Annotated in this window: 20 protein-coding genes; 5 read left to right on the top strand and 15 right to left on the bottom strand. The window is 71.7% G+C overall.

From position 1 onward, the window contains the following. Positions 1 to 55 precede the first annotated feature (55 nt). Positions 56 to 649, bottom strand: a complete 594-nt coding sequence (locus tag IF655_RS21870) for an aerial mycelium formation protein (protein WP_199586707.1) — start codon at positions 647 to 649, stop codon at positions 56 to 58. Between the two features lie 160 nt (positions 650 to 809). On the opposite strand from IF655_RS21870, the gene dtd reads away from it, so the two are divergent. After that, the gene (dtd, locus tag IF655_RS21865; protein ID WP_199586706.1) at positions 810 to 1,235 is read left to right on the top strand and encodes a D-aminoacyl-tRNA deacylase; all 426 of its coding nucleotides are present in this window, start codon (positions 810 to 812) and stop codon (positions 1,233 to 1,235) included. A gap of 217 nt (positions 1,236 to 1,452) precedes the next feature. On the opposite strand, the gene IF655_RS21860 is transcribed toward dtd, so the two are convergent. From IF655_RS21860 to IF655_RS21835, 6 genes are all read right to left on the bottom strand, one after another. After that, positions 1,453 to 2,418 (bottom strand): folate-binding protein YgfZ, encoded by a 966-nt coding sequence (locus IF655_RS21860; RefSeq protein WP_199586705.1) that lies wholly within the window; start codon positions 2,416 to 2,418, stop codon positions 1,453 to 1,455. A gap of 10 nt (positions 2,419 to 2,428) precedes the next feature. After that, positions 2,429 to 2,866, bottom strand: coding sequence for a Fur family transcriptional regulator (locus IF655_RS21855; RefSeq protein ID WP_199586704.1), 438 nt, complete (start codon positions 2,864 to 2,866; stop codon positions 2,429 to 2,431). A 90-nt stretch (positions 2,867 to 2,956) separates the two neighbouring features. Next, complete coding sequence (locus tag IF655_RS21850) at positions 2,957 to 3,532, bottom strand: FABP family protein (RefSeq protein WP_199586703.1); 576 nt, start codon at positions 3,530 to 3,532, stop codon at positions 2,957 to 2,959. A gap of 224 nt (positions 3,533 to 3,756) precedes the next feature. After that, positions 3,757 to 4,593 carry a hypothetical protein gene (locus tag IF655_RS21845; RefSeq protein WP_199586702.1) on the bottom strand — a complete coding sequence of 279 codons (837 nt, stop codon included), beginning with the start codon at positions 4,591 to 4,593 and terminating at the stop codon, positions 3,757 to 3,759. Beyond that, complete coding sequence (locus tag IF655_RS21840) at positions 4,590 to 5,453, bottom strand: hypothetical protein (protein ID WP_199586701.1); 864 nt, start codon at positions 5,451 to 5,453, stop codon at positions 4,590 to 4,592. Before IF655_RS21840 ends, IF655_RS21845 begins: the two co-directional genes overlap by 4 nt. Next, entirely contained in the window at positions 5,450 to 6,199 is a 750-nt protein-coding gene (locus IF655_RS21835) for a hypothetical protein (protein WP_199586700.1), read from the bottom strand. The genes IF655_RS21840 and IF655_RS21835 overlap by 4 nt, the downstream gene beginning before the upstream one ends. Before the next feature lie 101 nt (positions 6,200 to 6,300). On the opposite strand from IF655_RS21835, the gene IF655_RS21830 reads away from it, so the two are divergent. Further along, a complete protein-coding gene (locus IF655_RS21830; RefSeq protein WP_199586699.1) occupies positions 6,301 to 6,663 on the top strand; it encodes a DsrE family protein in 363 nt (120 codons plus the stop codon). Positions 6,664 to 6,687: 24 nt separating this feature from the next. Beyond that, positions 6,688 to 7,083: a VOC family protein gene (locus IF655_RS21825; protein ID WP_199586698.1), complete on the top strand. Its 396-nt coding sequence runs from the start codon at positions 6,688 to 6,690 to the stop codon at positions 7,081 to 7,083. Here the strand turns inward: IF655_RS21825 and IF655_RS21820 are convergent. From IF655_RS21820 to IF655_RS21805, 5 genes are all read right to left on the bottom strand, one after another. After that, positions 7,080 to 7,346, bottom strand: a complete 267-nt coding sequence (locus tag IF655_RS21820; RefSeq protein WP_199586697.1) for a DUF3099 domain-containing protein — start codon at positions 7,344 to 7,346, stop codon at positions 7,080 to 7,082. The two genes, IF655_RS21825 and IF655_RS21820, sit on opposite strands and share 4 nt — an antisense overlap. Positions 7,347 to 7,434: 88 nt before the next feature. Beyond that, on the bottom strand, positions 7,435 to 7,722 hold the full coding sequence (locus IF655_RS21815; protein ID WP_031183962.1) for a DUF1416 domain-containing protein: 288 nt from the start codon (positions 7,720 to 7,722) through the stop codon (positions 7,435 to 7,437). 73 nt (positions 7,723 to 7,795) lie between these two features. After that, the gene (locus tag IF655_RS21810) at positions 7,796 to 8,641 is read right to left on the bottom strand and encodes a sulfurtransferase (protein ID WP_199586696.1); all 846 of its coding nucleotides are present in this window, start codon (positions 8,639 to 8,641) and stop codon (positions 7,796 to 7,798) included. Positions 8,642 to 8,770: 129 nt separating this feature from the next. Further along, positions 8,771 to 8,851 (bottom strand): Ms5788A family Cys-rich leader peptide, encoded by an 81-nt coding sequence (locus IF655_RS31815; protein WP_350751515.1) that lies wholly within the window; start codon positions 8,849 to 8,851, stop codon positions 8,771 to 8,773. A 240-nt stretch (positions 8,852 to 9,091) separates the two neighbouring features. Continuing rightward, positions 9,092 to 9,829 carry a DUF2993 domain-containing protein gene (locus IF655_RS21805; RefSeq protein WP_199586833.1) on the bottom strand — a complete coding sequence of 246 codons (738 nt, stop codon included), beginning with the start codon at positions 9,827 to 9,829 and terminating at the stop codon, positions 9,092 to 9,094. 370 nt (positions 9,830 to 10,199) lie between these two features. Between IF655_RS21805 and IF655_RS21800 the strand changes: the two genes are divergently transcribed. After that, entirely contained in the window at positions 10,200 to 11,090 is an 891-nt protein-coding gene (locus IF655_RS21800) for a hypothetical protein (RefSeq protein WP_307815002.1), read from the top strand. Between the two features lie 496 nt (positions 11,091 to 11,586). Here IF655_RS21800 and IF655_RS21795 read toward each other — a convergent pair whose 3' ends face one another. From IF655_RS21795 to IF655_RS21785, 3 genes are read right to left on the bottom strand one after another with little or no spacing between them, the layout of a single operon-like run. Beyond that, positions 11,587 to 12,693: a hypothetical protein gene (locus tag IF655_RS21795; RefSeq protein ID WP_199586695.1), complete on the bottom strand. Its 1,107-nt coding sequence runs from the start codon at positions 12,691 to 12,693 to the stop codon at positions 11,587 to 11,589. 4 nt (positions 12,694 to 12,697) lie between these two features. Next, the gene (locus IF655_RS21790; protein WP_199586694.1) at positions 12,698 to 12,952 is read right to left on the bottom strand and encodes a MoaD/ThiS family protein; all 255 of its coding nucleotides are present in this window, start codon (positions 12,950 to 12,952) and stop codon (positions 12,698 to 12,700) included. A 54-nt stretch (positions 12,953 to 13,006) separates the two neighbouring features. After that, a complete protein-coding gene (locus IF655_RS21785) occupies positions 13,007 to 13,876 on the bottom strand; it encodes an alpha/beta hydrolase (RefSeq protein ID WP_199586693.1) in 870 nt (289 codons plus the stop codon). A gap of 171 nt (positions 13,877 to 14,047) precedes the next feature. Here IF655_RS21785 and IF655_RS21780 point away from each other — a divergent pair, with 171 nt between their 5' ends. Beyond that, positions 14,048 to 14,806 (top strand): response regulator transcription factor, encoded by a 759-nt coding sequence (locus IF655_RS21780; protein ID WP_199586692.1) that lies wholly within the window; start codon positions 14,048 to 14,050, stop codon positions 14,804 to 14,806. The last annotated feature ends 151 nt before the right edge of the window (positions 14,807 to 14,957 follow it).

Here is a 14,957-nt window from a genome sequence, read left to right as displayed (position 1 = left end):
AGCGGTGACATGTCGCCCGCATTTCCGCCCGCCGCCACGCCCCCGTCCGCCCGGCTCAGGTCAGCAGGTCGTCCACCTGCGCCTCGCCCACCCGGTAGCGGCGGGCGATCTCGCCGCTGCAGCCGTCGGCGGTGCGCTGGAGGTGCTGGCGGCGGCGCGAGATCTCCTGCTCGTACCCGGTCAACCGGGCCATGGCGGCGTCGAGTTCGGCGTCCGTGCGGGCGGTGAGGTCGGACAGCTCGACCTCCCCCAGCATCTCGGCGGCCAGCTTCCCGTACTCCTCGTTGTGCGGGGTGCCGAGCGTGACGTGGCGGGCGGAGGAGCGGTGCCTTGCCGGGGCGTCGGTCAGGATCTCCGAGAGCCGCTCGACCACGGAGGCGTCCGGCGGCGCGGGCACGGACGACCCGCCGCGCCGGGCGGACTCCGCGCGCAGGATGTCGATACGGCCCTGCAGCAGGCGGCGTACGTAACTCAGGTCCGCCTCGTCGCGCTGGGCGTCGCGCCACAGGGCGCGCAGCTCCGGCAGGCTGAGCCGGGTCAGGTCGTGCTCCGGCGGCTCCACGGGCAGCGACGGGCCGGGCGGACTGTCCGCGCGCTGCGCGGGCGGGCGGCGCGTCTCCAGCCTGCCGCTGGTGCTCGGTGTGCTCATGTGGTGGTGACCGTCCCCTCGACCGGCGTGTGGGAAGCATCGTGCCACCCCGCGTGGCCGCTATGTGACCGACTGCCCCCGAACGGCCCTGGATGGGCGGTAATGACGGGTCCGGGGCACCCGGGCGGCGCATTTCTCCCCACCGGGCATGATGGGGGTCATGCGAGCTGTGGTGCAGCGGGTGGACGGGGCGAGTGTCGTCGTGGACGGCGAGACGGTGGGGTCTCTCGACGGGGAGGGGTTGTGTGTCCTCGTGGGGGTGACCCACGAGGACACCAAGGAGAAGGCGGCGCAGTTGGCGCGGAAGCTGTGGTCCGTGCGGATGCTGGCCGACGAGAAGTCGTGCAGTGATGTGGACGCGCCGTTGCTGGTGATCAGTCAGTTCACGTTGTACGGGGATGCGCGGAAGGGGCGGCGGCCTACGTGGAACGCCGCGGCGCCGGGGGCGGTTGCCGAGCCGCTGGTCGACGAGGTCGTTTCCCAGCTCCGCGCCCTGGGCGCCACCGTTGCCACGGGGCGGTTCGGGGCGCAGATGCGGGTGTCTTTGACAAATGACGGGCCGTTTACGGTGCTGCTCGAGATCTAGGTGCACCTGGGCTGCGGGCGGGGGGGGGGACTTCGCTTACCCGCGCTTGCGGGGTGCCTCCCCCAAGCTCTTCGAGCAGGGGGTACCCCCAGCCCACCCGTGCCGCCCCTAGCGGCACGACTGCCCGCAGCTAGGGGGGTGAGGTGGGATAACGGCGGCACGACTGCCCGCAGCTACCGGGGGGGATGCGGCGGCACGACTGCCCGCAGTTAAGCCCTTACGGTTCGACGATCGTTTCCTGGGAGGCTGCTGTGTCTCCGGCCAGGAGCGGCGCGTCCACCGGGGTGTTGCGCTTTACCAACGCCAAAGCGACCGGGCCGAGTTCGTGGTGGCGTACGGAGGTGGTCACCGTGCCGAGTTTGCGGCCGTCGGGGCCCTCCGATGCCAGGCGGAGTTCCGTGCCGGGGGGCGGGAGGTGGACGTCGCTGCCGTCGAGGTGGAGGAAGACGAGGCGGCGGGGGGGCTTGCCGAGGTTCTGGACTCGGGCGACGGTTTCCTGACCGCGGTAGCAGCCCTTCTGGAGGTGGACGGCGGTGCCGATCCAGCCCAGCTCGTGCGGGATCGTGCGGTGGTCGGTCTCGAAGCCGAGGCGGGGGCGGTGCTGTTCGACGCGGAGCGCCTCGTGGGCGAGGAGACCGGCGGCGGGTCCCGAGCGGGCGGCGAAGTCCTCCAGGTCGGCGCGCGGGAGGAAGAGGTCGCGGCCGTAGGGGGTCTCGCGGACGACCGCGTCCTCGGGGACCTCGGTGATGGAACCGGCGGGGAGGTGGACCACCGCGTGGTCGGCGGTGCGGTCGGCGACCTCGACGCGGTAGAAGAACTTCATCGACTCCAGGTAGGCGATCAGCGCCTCCTGAGTGCCCGGCTCGACGTGCGCCCAGACGGTCGTGCCGTCGTCCACCAGGTACAGCGCGTGCTCGATGTGCCCGTTGGCGGAGAGGATCAGCGCCTCGGTCGCCTCACCGACGGGGAGGTCGCTGACGTGCTGGGTGAGCAGCAGATGCAGCCAGCTCAGCCGGTCCTCGCCGGTCACGGTGACGACGCCCCGGTGGGAGAGGTCGACGAAACCGGTGCCGTCGGCGAGGGCGCGCTGCTCACGGAACAGGTCGCCGTAGTGGGCGGCGACGCCTTCGTCCACGCCCTCGGCGGGAACGGCGCCGGGCAGGGACAGCAGGGGGCTCTTCATACGGGCCAGCCTACGACGCGGTGGTCGGAGTCTTCCGGACACAGTCCCGGCACCGGCCGAAGATCGCGAAGTGCTTCATGTCGGTGTCGAACCCGAACTGCTGCCGCAGCTTGGCGGTGAAGTCCGCGGCGACGTCCACGTCCGCCTCGATCACGTTCTCGCAGTCCCGGCACACCAGATGGAGATGGTGATGGCGGTCGGCGAGGTGGTACGTGGGCGCCCCGTGCCCGAGGTGCGCATGGCTGACCAGCCCCAGCTCCTCCAGCAGCTCCAGGGTGCGGTACACGGTGGAGATGTTGACCCCGGAGGCGGTCTTGCGGACCTCGACGAGGATGTCGTCCGGGGTCGCGTGCTCCAGGGTGTCCACGGCTTCGAGCACGAGTTGCCGTTGCGGCGTCAGCCGGTAGCCGCGCTGCCTGAGGTCGCTCTTCCAGTCGGTGCTCACCACAACTGGAAGTCTAGGGCCTGCGGGCCCGGGCGCCCCGGTGTGAACGGGGCGCCGCAACGCCACAGGGACCTCTATGAAATCCGCGATGACCTACTTGAAGAACGCGATGCCGTCGTCCGGCATGTCGTCGGGCAGGGCCTTCGCCCAGCGCTCGACCTCTTCCGGGGTGACGGCCTTCTTGAGCTGGGCGGACATGTAGGGGCGCAGCTCGACCTCGGGGGTCTGCTTCTCGCCGACCCACATGAGGTCGCTCTTGACGTAGCCGTACAGCCGCTTGCCGCCCGAGTACGGCGGCGCCTCGGGGGTACGGGCGACGGCGTCGGTGGCCAGCTCGATCTGGGGCTTCTTGTCGGCCATCTCGCCGTACCAGATCTCGACCACACCGTCGTCACGGGTCATCGTGACGGTGACCTTGCGGTCGGAGTCGATGCGCCAGAAACCGGACTCGGACTCCAGCGGGCGGACCTTGTTGCCCTCCTTGTCGAGGACCCAGGTGCGCGACTGGTACTCCAGGAAGTCCCGGCCGTCGTGGGTGAAGCTCACCTCCTGGCCGAAGTTGCACTTCTCCGAACCGGGGAAGTCGTGGACGCCGGCCCCCACCCAGTTGCCCAGCAGAAAGGCGAGGGGGACGAGGTCCTTGTGCAGGTCAGACGGGATCTCGATCATGAGCGGCCGTTCCTGGTCGATTCCTTGCGGTGGGTCAGCGCTGGCCCTGGTACAGCTTCTTCACGGTCAGCCCGGCGAAGGCGAGAACACCGACGCAGACCAGGACCAGCAGCAGTTCGAAGAAGATCTCCACGGAATGTGCTCCTTGAAGCGGAAGTAGGCGTACGACAGAGCCGGGGCCAGCTTACGCGGCCGGGCCCCGGCTCTCCTGGCGAGGTCGGGTCTCAGCCGAGCAGCTCGCTCTGGAGCGTCAGGGTCTGCCAGAACGGCACGGCTCGGGCGACGCCCTTACGGGACTGCGTGATCATCGCGATGGTGTCCCCCGCGCCGAGGTACGCCATCCTGAGCTGCTCCTTGCCATACGGCTTGACCTCGGTGAAGTAGACCGGCGTGACGCCCTTGACCGTGGGTCCCACGAAGTCGTCCTCCTGGTTGAAGGAGGCGGCGCCGGTGAGCGGGAACCGGGGACCCGAGTAGCTGACGAGGTCCTTGTTCAGCAGGCCCTCGGCGACGGCGGCCGTGTCGAACTGGAGCAGGTAGACCCGGGTGCGGGTGCCGTCCGGGGTGGTCCAGCCGCGCGCCGCGACGTGCCGCAGACCGTAGTCGACGAGCTTCTGGCGCAGTGCGGGGCGGCTCGCCTCGGTGTACGGCGCCAGGAAGTCCTTCGTCGTCACCCAGCCGTCCTCGCCCTTGAGCGCCGGGTCGGGGGTGGCGCCGCGCGGGGCGGGCAGCACCAGGGCGCGCAGGTCGGCGTAGTGCGCGCCCGCCTTGTTCGCGGCGGCCACCGGACCCGGGCTGCCCGACGGCAGCGGGGGCTTCACCAGCTCCGGGTAGTCCCAGCGGCCGTCGGAGCGGGTGGCGAGTCCGGGTACGTCGGTGCGGTCCATGAGGGTGATCCCGTACGCGGTCCCGGTCCCGGTAATCGCGAACACGGCGACGGCGGCGACCCAGCGGAGGGCCGCGCGCAGGCGGGGACGGGGGGTGACGGTCTCGGCAGGGAAAGGCACCGGCTGCCGCTCGGGCTGCTCGTCGGTGGCCGGCAGGGTCTGCTGGTCGGTCATACGGCCTCACCCGGGTCCTTGATGCGGTCGAACTGGGCGCGGATCATCTCCGCGGCCGCCTTGCGGTCGAGCGGGGCGGCGCCGTGCGCCCACGCGGCGACGTCCACGTCACCGATGTGGCCGAAGCACAGCATCGAGTCGATGTCCTCGTGGAGCCCGGCAGGCGGCAGGAAGCAGGCGGCGTCGCGCTCGTGCCCCTTGAGCCCGGGACCCTTCCGGAGGAACTTCAGCCCCTCGCGCAGCGCGGCGACCGAGCGGGAGGAACCGGGGTGCGCCCGCTGGGTGAGCACGACCTGCACGGTGAAGACGGAGTCGCCGCCTTCCGGGTCCGCGCCGCCCACATAAGTGCGCATCGCCATCCCCTTGAGCGGGTCCTTCTCGTACTGCTTCTCGATCAGCCGCCGCTCCGAGCGGGGCAGATCCTGGTACGGCTGCTTCCGCAGCTCCTCGGCCTGCCGCCCCGACAGCTCCACGTCCGACCCGAACTCGTCCATGTCCGGACCGCGCCCGTACGTCTCGCCGTACGGCAGCAGCATCCCGCGCAGCCCGCCCGGCTCCGGCGCCGCCTTCTCCTTCACCGCCCTGGGCAGCTTCCACACGGGCTTCCCCGCCTCGCGGTCCGCCCCGCCGACGACAACGGCGGTGACGGTCACCCCGGCGAGGGTGACGAGCGCGAGGGCGGCGGCACCGAGAACACGGGCGCGGCGACGGGGGCGGGACCCCTCCGGGGCGGGGACGGGGGTGTCCCCCGCCGGTGCCCCCGGGCTCGCCTCGACGCCCTCCGGGTCCACGGGCTCCGGGTCCACGGGCTCCGGGTCCACGGGCTCCGGGACCGGCGCCGTCTGATTCTCCTCGTTCACAGCCGCTCCATCTGCCGCTTGGCCAGGTCCCGGACGGTGGTCGCGGGGATCGGCTTCGTGTCGTAGATCCAGATCGCCATGGCGACGTCGCCGCGCCAGGCTTGAACCTCCGCCTCGTAGACCGTGACGCCGTACTGGGTGGTGGGGCGGTCGTGGACGTAGGAGAGACCGTCGCCCGTGCCGGGGACGGGCCAACTGCGGGTGCCGGGCTTCTTCTCGGCCCAGTACTGGCCCTCTTCGGATGCGGCGGCGGCGCTGGTGTCCTCCTCCTGGCGGTACTGGACCAGGCGGATCTCCGTCGAGCGCTGCCCCTGCCGCCAGCCGGTGGTGGCGGCGCGGCGGAACTGCGCCCGGACCAGCAGGTCGAAGGCGACCTTCGGCTTGGTGAAACTCGCGGCGTAGGCGGGCAGGCTCAGCCAGCCGTCCTCGCCCGTCGCGTCCGCGCTGTCGCGGGCGCCCGCGGGCTTGCGCAGCAGCATCCGGCGCAGATCGCCGTCCATCCTGACCTGGCGGTCCCGCGCGGCGGCCAACGGCTCGGGCGCCGCGCCCCGCGCCTGCGCAAGTGTCGGCTGCGACAGCGGCGGCAGCGCGCCCGGCTCGCGGGCGGACTGCACGAGGTAGCCCGCACAGGTCCCGGCGATCACCCCGAGCGCGACGGCGCAGGTCAGCAGCCGGGCGGTACGGCGCCGAGGGCGAGGCTCCCCGGTCCCCTCGGATCCACCGACCGGTCTTTCGGATACGTCCAACGTCCCCTCCCAGAACGGGAAGCACGGGTTCCGTCCCCGCGCCTCACAGGAGACTCATGGCATGTCCATGGAGTTGTGGGCAACCGGATTACGATTCGGGCATGGCGAAGAAGCTCGTGATCAAGGTGACCGCGGGGGCCGACGCCCCCGAACGCTGCTCCCAGGCATTCACCGTGGCGGCGGTGGCCGTGGCCAGCGGGGTCGAGGTGTCGGTGTGGCTCACCGGGGAGTCGGCGTGGTTCGCGCTGCCGGGGCGCGCCGCCGAGTTCGAGCTGCCGCACGCCGCCCCGCTGGAGGAGCTGCTGGGCGGGGTGCTCGCGGCGGGGCGCGTCACGCTGTGCACGCAGTGCGCCGCGCGCCGGGACATCACGGAGAAGGACGTGCTGGAGGGCGTGCGCATCGCGGGCGCGCAGGTCTTCGTGCAGGAGATCATGGCGGAGGACACGCAGGCCCTCGTCTACTGATCACTCCCCTGCCAGAATCGCCCCATGCTGAGGCTGGGGACGATCGTGCTGGGAGCCGCCGACGTACGGCGCGCCGCGGAGTTCTGGGGCGGCGCGCTGGGGTACGTCCCGCGCGACGGTGAGGTGTCCGGGGACTGGACGGTGCTGGTCCCGGCGGGCGGCGGCTCGGGTCCGGGCATCGCGCTCGGGCTCAGCACCACGCCCGTGCAGGACCGTCCGAGGGTCCACCTCGACCTCTACGCCGCCGACGCCGCCGAACAGCGGGCGGAGGTGGACCGGTTGGTCTCCCTCGGCGCCGAGCGCGTCGACTGGGACCTCTACCCCGAGGACCCCGACTTCGTGGTGCTCGCGGACCCGGAGGGCAACCGCTTCTGCGTCATCGACGCGACCCACGGCCAGAACCCGCAGGACACCCCTTAGGGCTTCGGTCCCTTCTTCTTGCCGTCCAGTTCGTCCCACCACTCGTCGGACTGGGGGTCGCCGGAGGGCGCGTCCCACCACCGGTCCTCGGGACCGCGCCGGTTGGCGACCATCGCCGCCACCGGCGGGATCACCATGGCGAACAGGCACATGCCGACGGCCGCCGGGACGGACCAGATGCGGACGACCGCCCAGGCGAGGACGAAGATGACGACGCAGACCCCCATCATCACGAAGTACCAGCGCCGCCGCCGTGCGTACATGAGTCCAGAGTAGGACCGGAACGCCCGAAGGGCCGCGCCCCGGGTGTCACACCCGGGAGGCGCGGCCCTCGAAGCCGTCAGGTGCCGCTCAGACCGCGATCGCGACCTCCGCGAGCCCGCCCGGCTGGGCGACGACCGTGCGGTCGGCGGTGCCGCCGGGGACCAGGGCGCGGACGGTCCAGGTGCCCTCCGCCGCGTAGAAGCGGAACTGCCCCGTGGCGGAGGTGGGGACCTCCGCGGTGAACTCGCCCGTCGAGTCCAGCAGGCGGACGTAGCCCGTCACCGGCTCGCCGTCCCGCGTCACCTGCCCCTGGATCGTGGTCTCACCGGGCTTGATCGTCGAGGCGTCCGGGCCGCCGGCCTTCGCTCCGCACATGTCTTTCTCCGTAAGGGGTCTGACCGGAAGGCCGGTCGGGTCGGACTTGGTCTGTCGGTGTCCCCGGGGGGACCTACTTGTTCGCGCCCAGCTCGATCGGCACGCCGACCAGCGAGCCGTACTCGGTCCAGGAGCCGTCGTAGTTCTTGACGTTCGTCACGCCGAGCAGCTCGTGCAGCACGAACCAGGTGAGCGCCGAGCGCTCGCCGATGCGGCAGTAGGCGATGGTGTCCTTGGCGAGGTCCACGTCCTCCGCCGCGTACAGCTCCTTCAGCTCCTCGTCGGACTTGAAGGTGCCGTCGTCGTTGGCGTTCTTGGACCACGGGATGTTGCGGGCGCTGGGCACGTGACCCGGGCGCTGCGACTGCTCCTGCGGCAGGTGGGCCGGGGCGAGCAGCTTGCCGGAGAACTCGTCGGGCGAGCGCACGTCGACGAGGTTCTGGGAGCCGATGGCCGCCACGACGTCGTCGCGGAAGGCGCGGATCGCGCCGTTCTGCGGCTTGGCCTTGTACTCCGTCTTGGCGCGCTCGGGCACCTCGTCACCGGCGACCAGCTCGCGGGCGTCCAGCTCCCACTTCTTGCGGCCGCCGTCGAGGAGCTTGACGTTGTCGTGGCCGTAGAGCTTGAAGTACCAGTAGGCGTACGAGGCGAACCAGTTGTTGTTGCCGCCGTAGAGGATCACCGTCGTGTCGTTGCCGATGCCCTTCTCCGACAGGAGCTTCTCGAAGCCCTCCTGGTCGACGAAGTCGCGGCGGACCGGGTCCTGGAGATCCTTGGTCCAGTCGATGCGGATCGCGTTCTTGATGTGGTTCTTGTCGTACGCGGACGTGTCCTCGTCCACCTCGACGATGGCGATGGACGGGTCGTCCAGGTGCTCCTGCACCCAGTCGGCGTCGACCAGTACGTCGCTGCGGCTCATGCTCTTTCTCCTCCGGGGCAGTCACGGTGGGCGTGCGGTGAGAAGGGTGCGCGCGCACGGGGGTGCGACGGCGCACGGATGCCCTACCAGCAGGGCGGCCGAGAGATGCGGAAGCGCGGGGACTTCCGCTCAGAAGGGGCGACAGAGCATGGCGGCAACGCGGCACAGGTCAACTGCCCGCCGCTTGGTGAGATCCGCCTGTCGCTTCATGCCGTCGATCGTAAGGAGGTCCGGGCGGGCATGTCACCGCCGTGTCGGATGATGAGACACGATCGTCCGCATGTCGGAAGCGGGGAAGCTTCACGAACCCTCGGACGCCCGCTGTGGCCCGGTTCCGGGCAGGCGCGCGCGTGACGACGTTCGTCATATCTACGGTACGGACGGCGGCGTCTCGCCAGTCGGACAGCGCGCCGGTCCCGCCGGGGGCTTCCTACCCAGCCCCCCGTTCCGCTATCCGGCCAGCTTGAGGTCGGTGCCCTTCACCGTGATGCGGAGACCGTCCGGGGTGGCCCGCACCCGGTCCAGGGCGATCCCGCCGGGCAACTGGTCGAGAGCCTGCTGGAAGTCGGTGACCTTCCGCAGGGTGCCGTCGGCCAGGTTGGCGCCCGCTATGGCCGGGAGCGCGTCGGCGTGCAGCGAGACCTTGCCGCCCTTGACGTCGACCGAGCTGAGCACCGAGATGGTCGGGTTGATGCCGAGCGCGGGGATGCCGACCTTCACGGCGACCTTGATCTTGCCGTCGCCGCCGTTGCCGAGACCGGTGATCTGGGCGGTGACGCCGGGCGCCAGCTCGGTCGGCTCGGTCTTGGCCGCCTTCATGAGCTGGTCGTAGGCGATGGTCGCGGAGCCGGTGCCGCTCGCTGCGGTGGCGGAGGAGTAGTCGCCGGAGAACTTCACGTCCCTGAGGTCGGCCTTGAGGTCGTCGACGCGGATCGTGCCGCCGTCGGTGCCGGTCGGCGCGGGGTAGGAGGCGATGCCCAGGTCCACCTCGTCCAGCGTGCCCCCGGCCACCTGGGTCAGGAAGGGGAAGCCCTTGATGTCGACGTCCGGCGTGGACGGCAGGTTCTCCCGCGCCTTCACCCGGTCCGCGACCTCGCCCTCGGCGAAGTGCACCGCCACCCGGTCCGCGATCACGAACAGTCCGCCCAGAATCACGACGAGAACGACGATTATTCGCAGGGCACGCATCATTTCCCCAGGGGTCGGCGAACGGCTTCCGGCGCCCTTCACCGTAGCCCTCACGACCCCGCGCCAGGCGCATTGTGGATCACCTGTGACAGGGCGGCGGAAGACTGCGGCATTTCGCGTAGTTCCCGCCGTCCCTTTTCGGAAACGCGGTCCGGAAATCGCCGTAGGACATGCGGAGCGCGGTGCGCGATCGGCTTACGGAAACCGGACCGTCGTACGACGGCACGCCCCTGACCTGGTCCGACCCGGGAGCCGCCGGGTCCCGGCACCGTACGTTCCCGGCCGCCGAAGGGCTGGAAACAGCCGCGTCGTCCGCCGGTCGCGTGGGGAGATTGCAGCAGTTGTCGGTACGCGGTGATCAAGGAGCGACGTGCGGTGGAGACGGGCATTCGGCGAGGCGATGAACGAGCTGGAGGCGACGCGTAAAAAGCTCGAAGGCATAGAGGACCCCCGCATCGGGCTGGCCGCGCTGCGCGGTGAGGTCGCGCGCAGCCGGGTGGAGATACAGGAGTCCGTCCGCAACGGCGTGACGGAGATACGCGAGGAGACCCTCGGCACGCGCCGGTTCCAGGACCGTACCGCCGACGAACTCGGCGAGGTCCGGCGCGAGATCCGGGATCTACTCGACCGTCTGGAGACGCTGCGTGCCGCGGCGCCGGACGAGGAGAGCGGCACCGAGCACGAGGCGGCGCCGGACGAGCCCGGCACCGACGAGCGGGGGGAGCGCCCCGGCACCGACACGCAGGAAGAGCACCAGGAAGAGCACATGGAGAACACGGAGCCCGGTCCCCGGTCCGGAGCCGACCTCAAGAGCGCCATCGAGGCGGCTTGTTGGGGCGAGGAGAGCGGCGAGGAGAACACCGCGCGGGAACCGTCCGCCGCCCCGCCCGAGGACCCGCGGGTCGCCCACGGGGTGCTGCTGCTGAAAGCCGCCGGAGTGGCCTCGGCGGAGCTGATCGCGCACCGCGACACCTGGGAGTGGCTGATCACCCTCGCGGTCCGGCACGGGCACTTCCGCGTCCCGCCCGCCGTCGAGGCCATCCACGGCGGTCAGGTGCGGACCGTCGTGTCGGGGCGCTCGCTCATCGCGCTCCTGATCGAGCTGTGGAACGTCCGCACCACCGCCGAGGTCGGCGCCGAGTGGGCGCTGGCCACGACCGCGTACCACCGCCTGTCGGCAGGTCTCGGCCGAGCCGTCGCCCGCGGCGGCACGATCCGCATCACCCTCGACGACGGTCTCCCACCGGACGCGGACGCCTGACCGCAGACGGAACACCCCTGGGCGGCACCGTCCGCCCAGGCACGGACCGCCCGGGCACCGTCCGCCCGGGCACCGTCCGTCCGCGCACGGACCACCCGGGCACCGTCCGTCCGCGCACCGTCCGTCCGCGCACGGACCACCCGGGCACCGGTCAGCCGAGCACCGACCGCCCAGGCACGGACCACCCGGGCACTGGTCAGCGGGGCACCGACCGCTCAGGCGGCGTCCGGCCGGGCACCAACCGTCCGGGCACGGACCGCCCGAGCACCGACCGCCCCCGCACGGACCACCCGAGCACCAGCCAGCCGGGCATCGACCACCCGAGCATCGACCGCTCAGGCACCGACCGTCCGGGCACCGGTCAGCCGAGCATCGGTCAGCCGGGCATCGACCACCCAGGCACCGACCACCCGCGCACCAGCCAGCCGTGCATCGACCACCCGAGCATCGACCGCTCAGGCACCGACCGCCCAGGCACCAACCGCCCCCGCACCCGTCAGCCCAGTGCCCGCCCCAGGACCCAGACCACCGGACCGGCGACCGCGAGCGGCAGGGAGACGCCTGCTGTGAAGTGGACGAAGCGGGAGGGGTAGTCGTAGCTGGCGGCGCGGTGGCCGATGAGGCCGCAGGCGGCGGCAGCGGCGCCGAGGAGGGCGCCGTTGGTGCCGAGACCGTTCATGCCGCCGACGGCGAGACCCGCGCCCGCGGCGGCGAGCACGGAGATGACCACGGAGACCGGGGTGGGCAGCGGCAGCGCCCGGACCACGGCGGCGACCGCGACCGCCGCCGCGCCGACGGAGACCGCGTCGGCGGTGGCGCCGAGGTAGCCGGTGGCGAGGATGGCGAGGGCCGAGGAGGCCACGGTCGCCATCAGGCCGTACATCCGCTCGTCCGGCGAGGCGTGCGAGCGCAACTGGAGGACCAGCGACAGCACGACCCAGGCGCCGAGCGGACCGAGGATCGCGGCGGGCGCGTGGTCGCGCCCGGCCGCCAGTACCGCCACGTCCGCGACGAGTCCGCCGAGGAACGCCAGCGCGATGCCCTGCCGGGCGGGCCACATGCCGTTGAGCCGGAACCAGCCCGCCGCCGTCACCGCCTGGAGCGCCACCAGCGGCACGACCAGCGCGTACGAGCCGAGCGGCGCCGCGACCGCGAGCAGCGCCCCGAGCACGGCGGTGAGCAGCGCGGGCTGCATCCCGGGCTCGATGATCGGGGAGCGTCCCTCCAGCCGGGCGCGCTGCGCGTCGGTGATGCGGGCGTTCCCGGCGAGGGTGGCGGGTCCGTAACCGGCGTCGGCGTCCGCTGCGACGGCCTGCGCGGCGTGCTGCGGCTCGGGCACCGGCTGCGGGCGCACCCCGGTCGTCATCGGCTGGTACGGCTGCTGCGGAGCCGGTGCCTGCGGGTACGGCTGCTGGGGGTACTGCTGCTGCGGATACGCCTGCTGCGGCGCGGGCTCGTACCCCTGGTACGGCTGCTGCTGCGGGTGTCCCGCCCCGGCGCCGGGGAGCTGCGCGTGGTTCTGGGTGTCCCAGGTGTGCCCCTCCCACTGCTGGGTCTGCTCGGGGTCGTACCCGGCGTAGGGGTCGTACTGATCGCTGCTCAACGCCTCATCCTCCTGCGAACGGCGGGAGCACCTCGACCGTGCCGCCCTCGGCCAGCCGTACCGTCTCATGCGCGCGCGTCCCGACGGGATCGCCGTCGACGAGGAAGGCGCACCGGCGCAGTACGGTCGCCAGCTCGCCGGGGTGGCGCTCGCGCACGGCGGTCAGCGCCTCGGCGAGGGTGGCCGCGTCGTACGGCTCGTCGGCGACGCCTGCCGCGGCCTTGGCGGCCGCCCAGTAGCGCACCGTGACCTTGGGCATCTCGTTCCTCAATCGACGGTCAGGAAAGAAAAATTAAAGACGGTGGTGCTCAGGCTAGTGCGTCCGGGCGCGGACCCACTCCCCGATCCGGGCGAGCAGGGCGTCGTCCGCCGCGTGCTCGGCGTGACCCATGCCCGGCTCCAGCCAGAGTTCGCCGTGCTCACCGGCCGCCTCGGCGAGCATCCGGGGGTGGTCGAGCGGGAAGTAGGCGTCGCTGTCGCCGTGCACGACCAGCAGCGGGACGGGGGCGATCCGGGCTGCCGCCTCGACCGGGGAGAGCGGCACCGGGCTCCAGTCGCGGTGGTGGATGCGGGTGTGGAAGCCGTAGCGCCCGACCAGGCGGCCGGCGGGGCGGGTGACCATCCAGTGCAGGCGGCGCATGGGGGCGGTGCCCCGGTAGTACCAGCGGGCGGGCGCGCTGACCGAGACCACCGCGTCCACCGTGCCGGGGTTCAGGGCAGCGTGCCGCAGCACCACCGAGCCGCCCATGGAGAAGCCGACGGTCACCAGGCGTGCGTGCCCGAAGCCGCGCGCCCACGCCACGGCCGCCGCGAGGTCCAGGACCTCCTGGTCGCCGACGGTGGAACGGCCGCCGGAGGCGCCGTGACCGCGGAAGGAGAAGGTGACGACGGCGCCGTACGCGGCGAGCGCCCGGGCGATCCGGCGCACGTGCGGGCGGTCGGCGTCGCCGGTGAAGCCGTGGGCGACGACGAAGACGATGTCCGTCGCCTCGTGACCGGTGGATTCCGCCGCCGGTCCGCCGTCCGAAGGCATTTCGTATACAGCCGCACCCGGTTCGTATACGGAATCGATCGGAATTCCGTCGTCCGTGCGCAGAAACGTCCGGATAGGTGCGCGTCTGCCTGTCTCGGAATTCGGACGAACGGTGGAACGTGCCGCATGACCTGCCGGACGGTTGCTCATGTGGGCTATTCTGCTGGGCAGAGGACTCGGGCAGCGCAGCCCCCGGGTCCTTTTGTGCTTTCGGTAGCGTTGTATACGAAGCGGGAGACCGCCGGGTGTACGGGGCCCCGGGATCGCAGAGCAGTGCCGCACCGCACACGTCCTCGCAGGGACCGAGGAGGAACCAGACGTATGAGTTCTCTGCTGCTCCTGACCAACGCCCTCCAGCCGTCGACGGAGGTGCTCCCCGCCCTCGGCCTGCTGCTGCACAACGTGCGCGTGGCACCCGCGGAGGGACCCGCCCTGGTCGACACGCCGGGCGCCGACGTCATCCTCGTCGACGGCCGCCGCGACCTGCCCCAGGTGCGCAGCCTGTGTCAGCTCCTGCGCTCCACCGGGCCCGGCTGTCCGCTCGTCCTGGTCGTCACCGAGGGCGGTCTCGCGGCCGTCACCGCCGACTGGGGCATCGACGACGTCCTGCTCGACACGGCGGGTCCCGCCGAGGTCGAGGCGCGCATCCGGCTCGCCCAGGGACGCCAGCAGCTCGTCCACGACGACTCCCCCATGGAGATCCGCAACGGCGACCTCTCCGTGGACGAGGCCACCTACTCCGCCAAGCTCAAGGGGCGGGTCCTGGACCTGACCTTCAAGGAGTTCGAGCTGCTCAAGTACCTCGCGCAGCACCCGGGCCGCGTCTTCACCCGCGCCCAGTTGCTCCAGGAGGTCTGGGGCTACGACTACTTCGGCGGCACCCGCACCGTGGACGTCCACGTACGGCGCCTGCGGGCCAAGCTCGGCGTCGAACACGAGTCCCTGATCGGCACCGTCCGCAACGTCGGCTACCGCTTCGTCACCCCGGAAAAGGGCGACCGCGCCACCGAGGAACCCAAGCGCGACCGCACCGCCCCGTCCGACACGGAAAGCCCGACAGAAATCCCGGCGGACGCCTGAGCGAGGCGCTGCGAGCGGGTCGCGGTCCCCTGCGGGTCGGCCCGAGATCCCTTACGGGCCGCCCCGCAGGGAACCGCGACCACAGCCGCGCACCACCACACCGGTCGCCGCGCGGTCCAGCCAGCCCAGATCCGTGCCCCCCGACCTCCCA

Origin of the sequence: Streptomyces sp. DSM 110735 (genome assembly GCF_016482685.1) — a bacterium.
In the GTDB taxonomy this organism is placed as follows: domain Bacteria; phylum Actinomycetota; class Actinomycetes; order Streptomycetales; family Streptomycetaceae; genus Streptomyces.
Note: the sequence above shows the minus strand (reverse complement) of the source record. Positions and strands in the feature narration are given on the sequence as shown.

Coding starts and splice junctions, on each gene's coding strand:
- IF655_RS21870 (WP_199586707.1), bottom strand. CDS start 649: ATGAGCACACCGAGCACCAGCGGCAGGCTGGAGACGCGCCGCCCGCCC.
- dtd (WP_199586706.1), top strand. CDS start 810: ATGCGAGCTGTGGTGCAGCGGGTGGACGGGGCGAGTGTCGTCGTGGAC.
- IF655_RS21860 (WP_199586705.1), bottom strand. CDS start 2,418: ATGAAGAGCCCCCTGCTGTCCCTGCCCGGCGCCGTTCCCGCCGAGGGC.
- IF655_RS21850 (WP_199586703.1), bottom strand. CDS start 3,532: ATGATCGAGATCCCGTCTGACCTGCACAAGGACCTCGTCCCCCTCGCC.
- IF655_RS21845 (WP_199586702.1), bottom strand. CDS start 4,593: ATGACCGACCAGCAGACCCTGCCGGCCACCGACGAGCAGCCCGAGCGG.
- IF655_RS21830 (WP_199586699.1), top strand. CDS start 6,301: ATGGCGAAGAAGCTCGTGATCAAGGTGACCGCGGGGGCCGACGCCCCC.
- IF655_RS21825 (WP_199586698.1), top strand. CDS start 6,688: ATGCTGAGGCTGGGGACGATCGTGCTGGGAGCCGCCGACGTACGGCGC.
- IF655_RS21820 (WP_199586697.1), bottom strand. CDS start 7,346: ATGTACGCACGGCGGCGGCGCTGGTACTTCGTGATGATGGGGGTCTGC.
- IF655_RS21815 (WP_031183962.1), bottom strand. CDS start 7,722: ATGTGCGGAGCGAAGGCCGGCGGCCCGGACGCCTCGACGATCAAGCCC.
- IF655_RS21810 (WP_199586696.1), bottom strand. CDS start 8,641: ATGAGCCGCAGCGACGTACTGGTCGACGCCGACTGGGTGCAGGAGCAC.
- IF655_RS31815 (WP_350751515.1), bottom strand. CDS start 8,851: ATGAAGCGACAGGCGGATCTCACCAAGCGGCGGGCAGTTGACCTGTGC.
- IF655_RS21805 (WP_199586833.1), bottom strand. CDS start 9,829: ATGCGTGCCCTGCGAATAATCGTCGTTCTCGTCGTGATTCTGGGCGGA.
- IF655_RS21790 (WP_199586694.1), bottom strand. CDS start 12,952: ATGCCCAAGGTCACGGTGCGCTACTGGGCGGCCGCCAAGGCCGCGGCA.
- IF655_RS21785 (WP_199586693.1), bottom strand. CDS start 13,876: ATGAGCAACCGTCCGGCAGGTCATGCGGCACGTTCCACCGTTCGTCCG.
- IF655_RS21780 (WP_199586692.1), top strand. CDS start 14,048: ATGAGTTCTCTGCTGCTCCTGACCAACGCCCTCCAGCCGTCGACGGAG.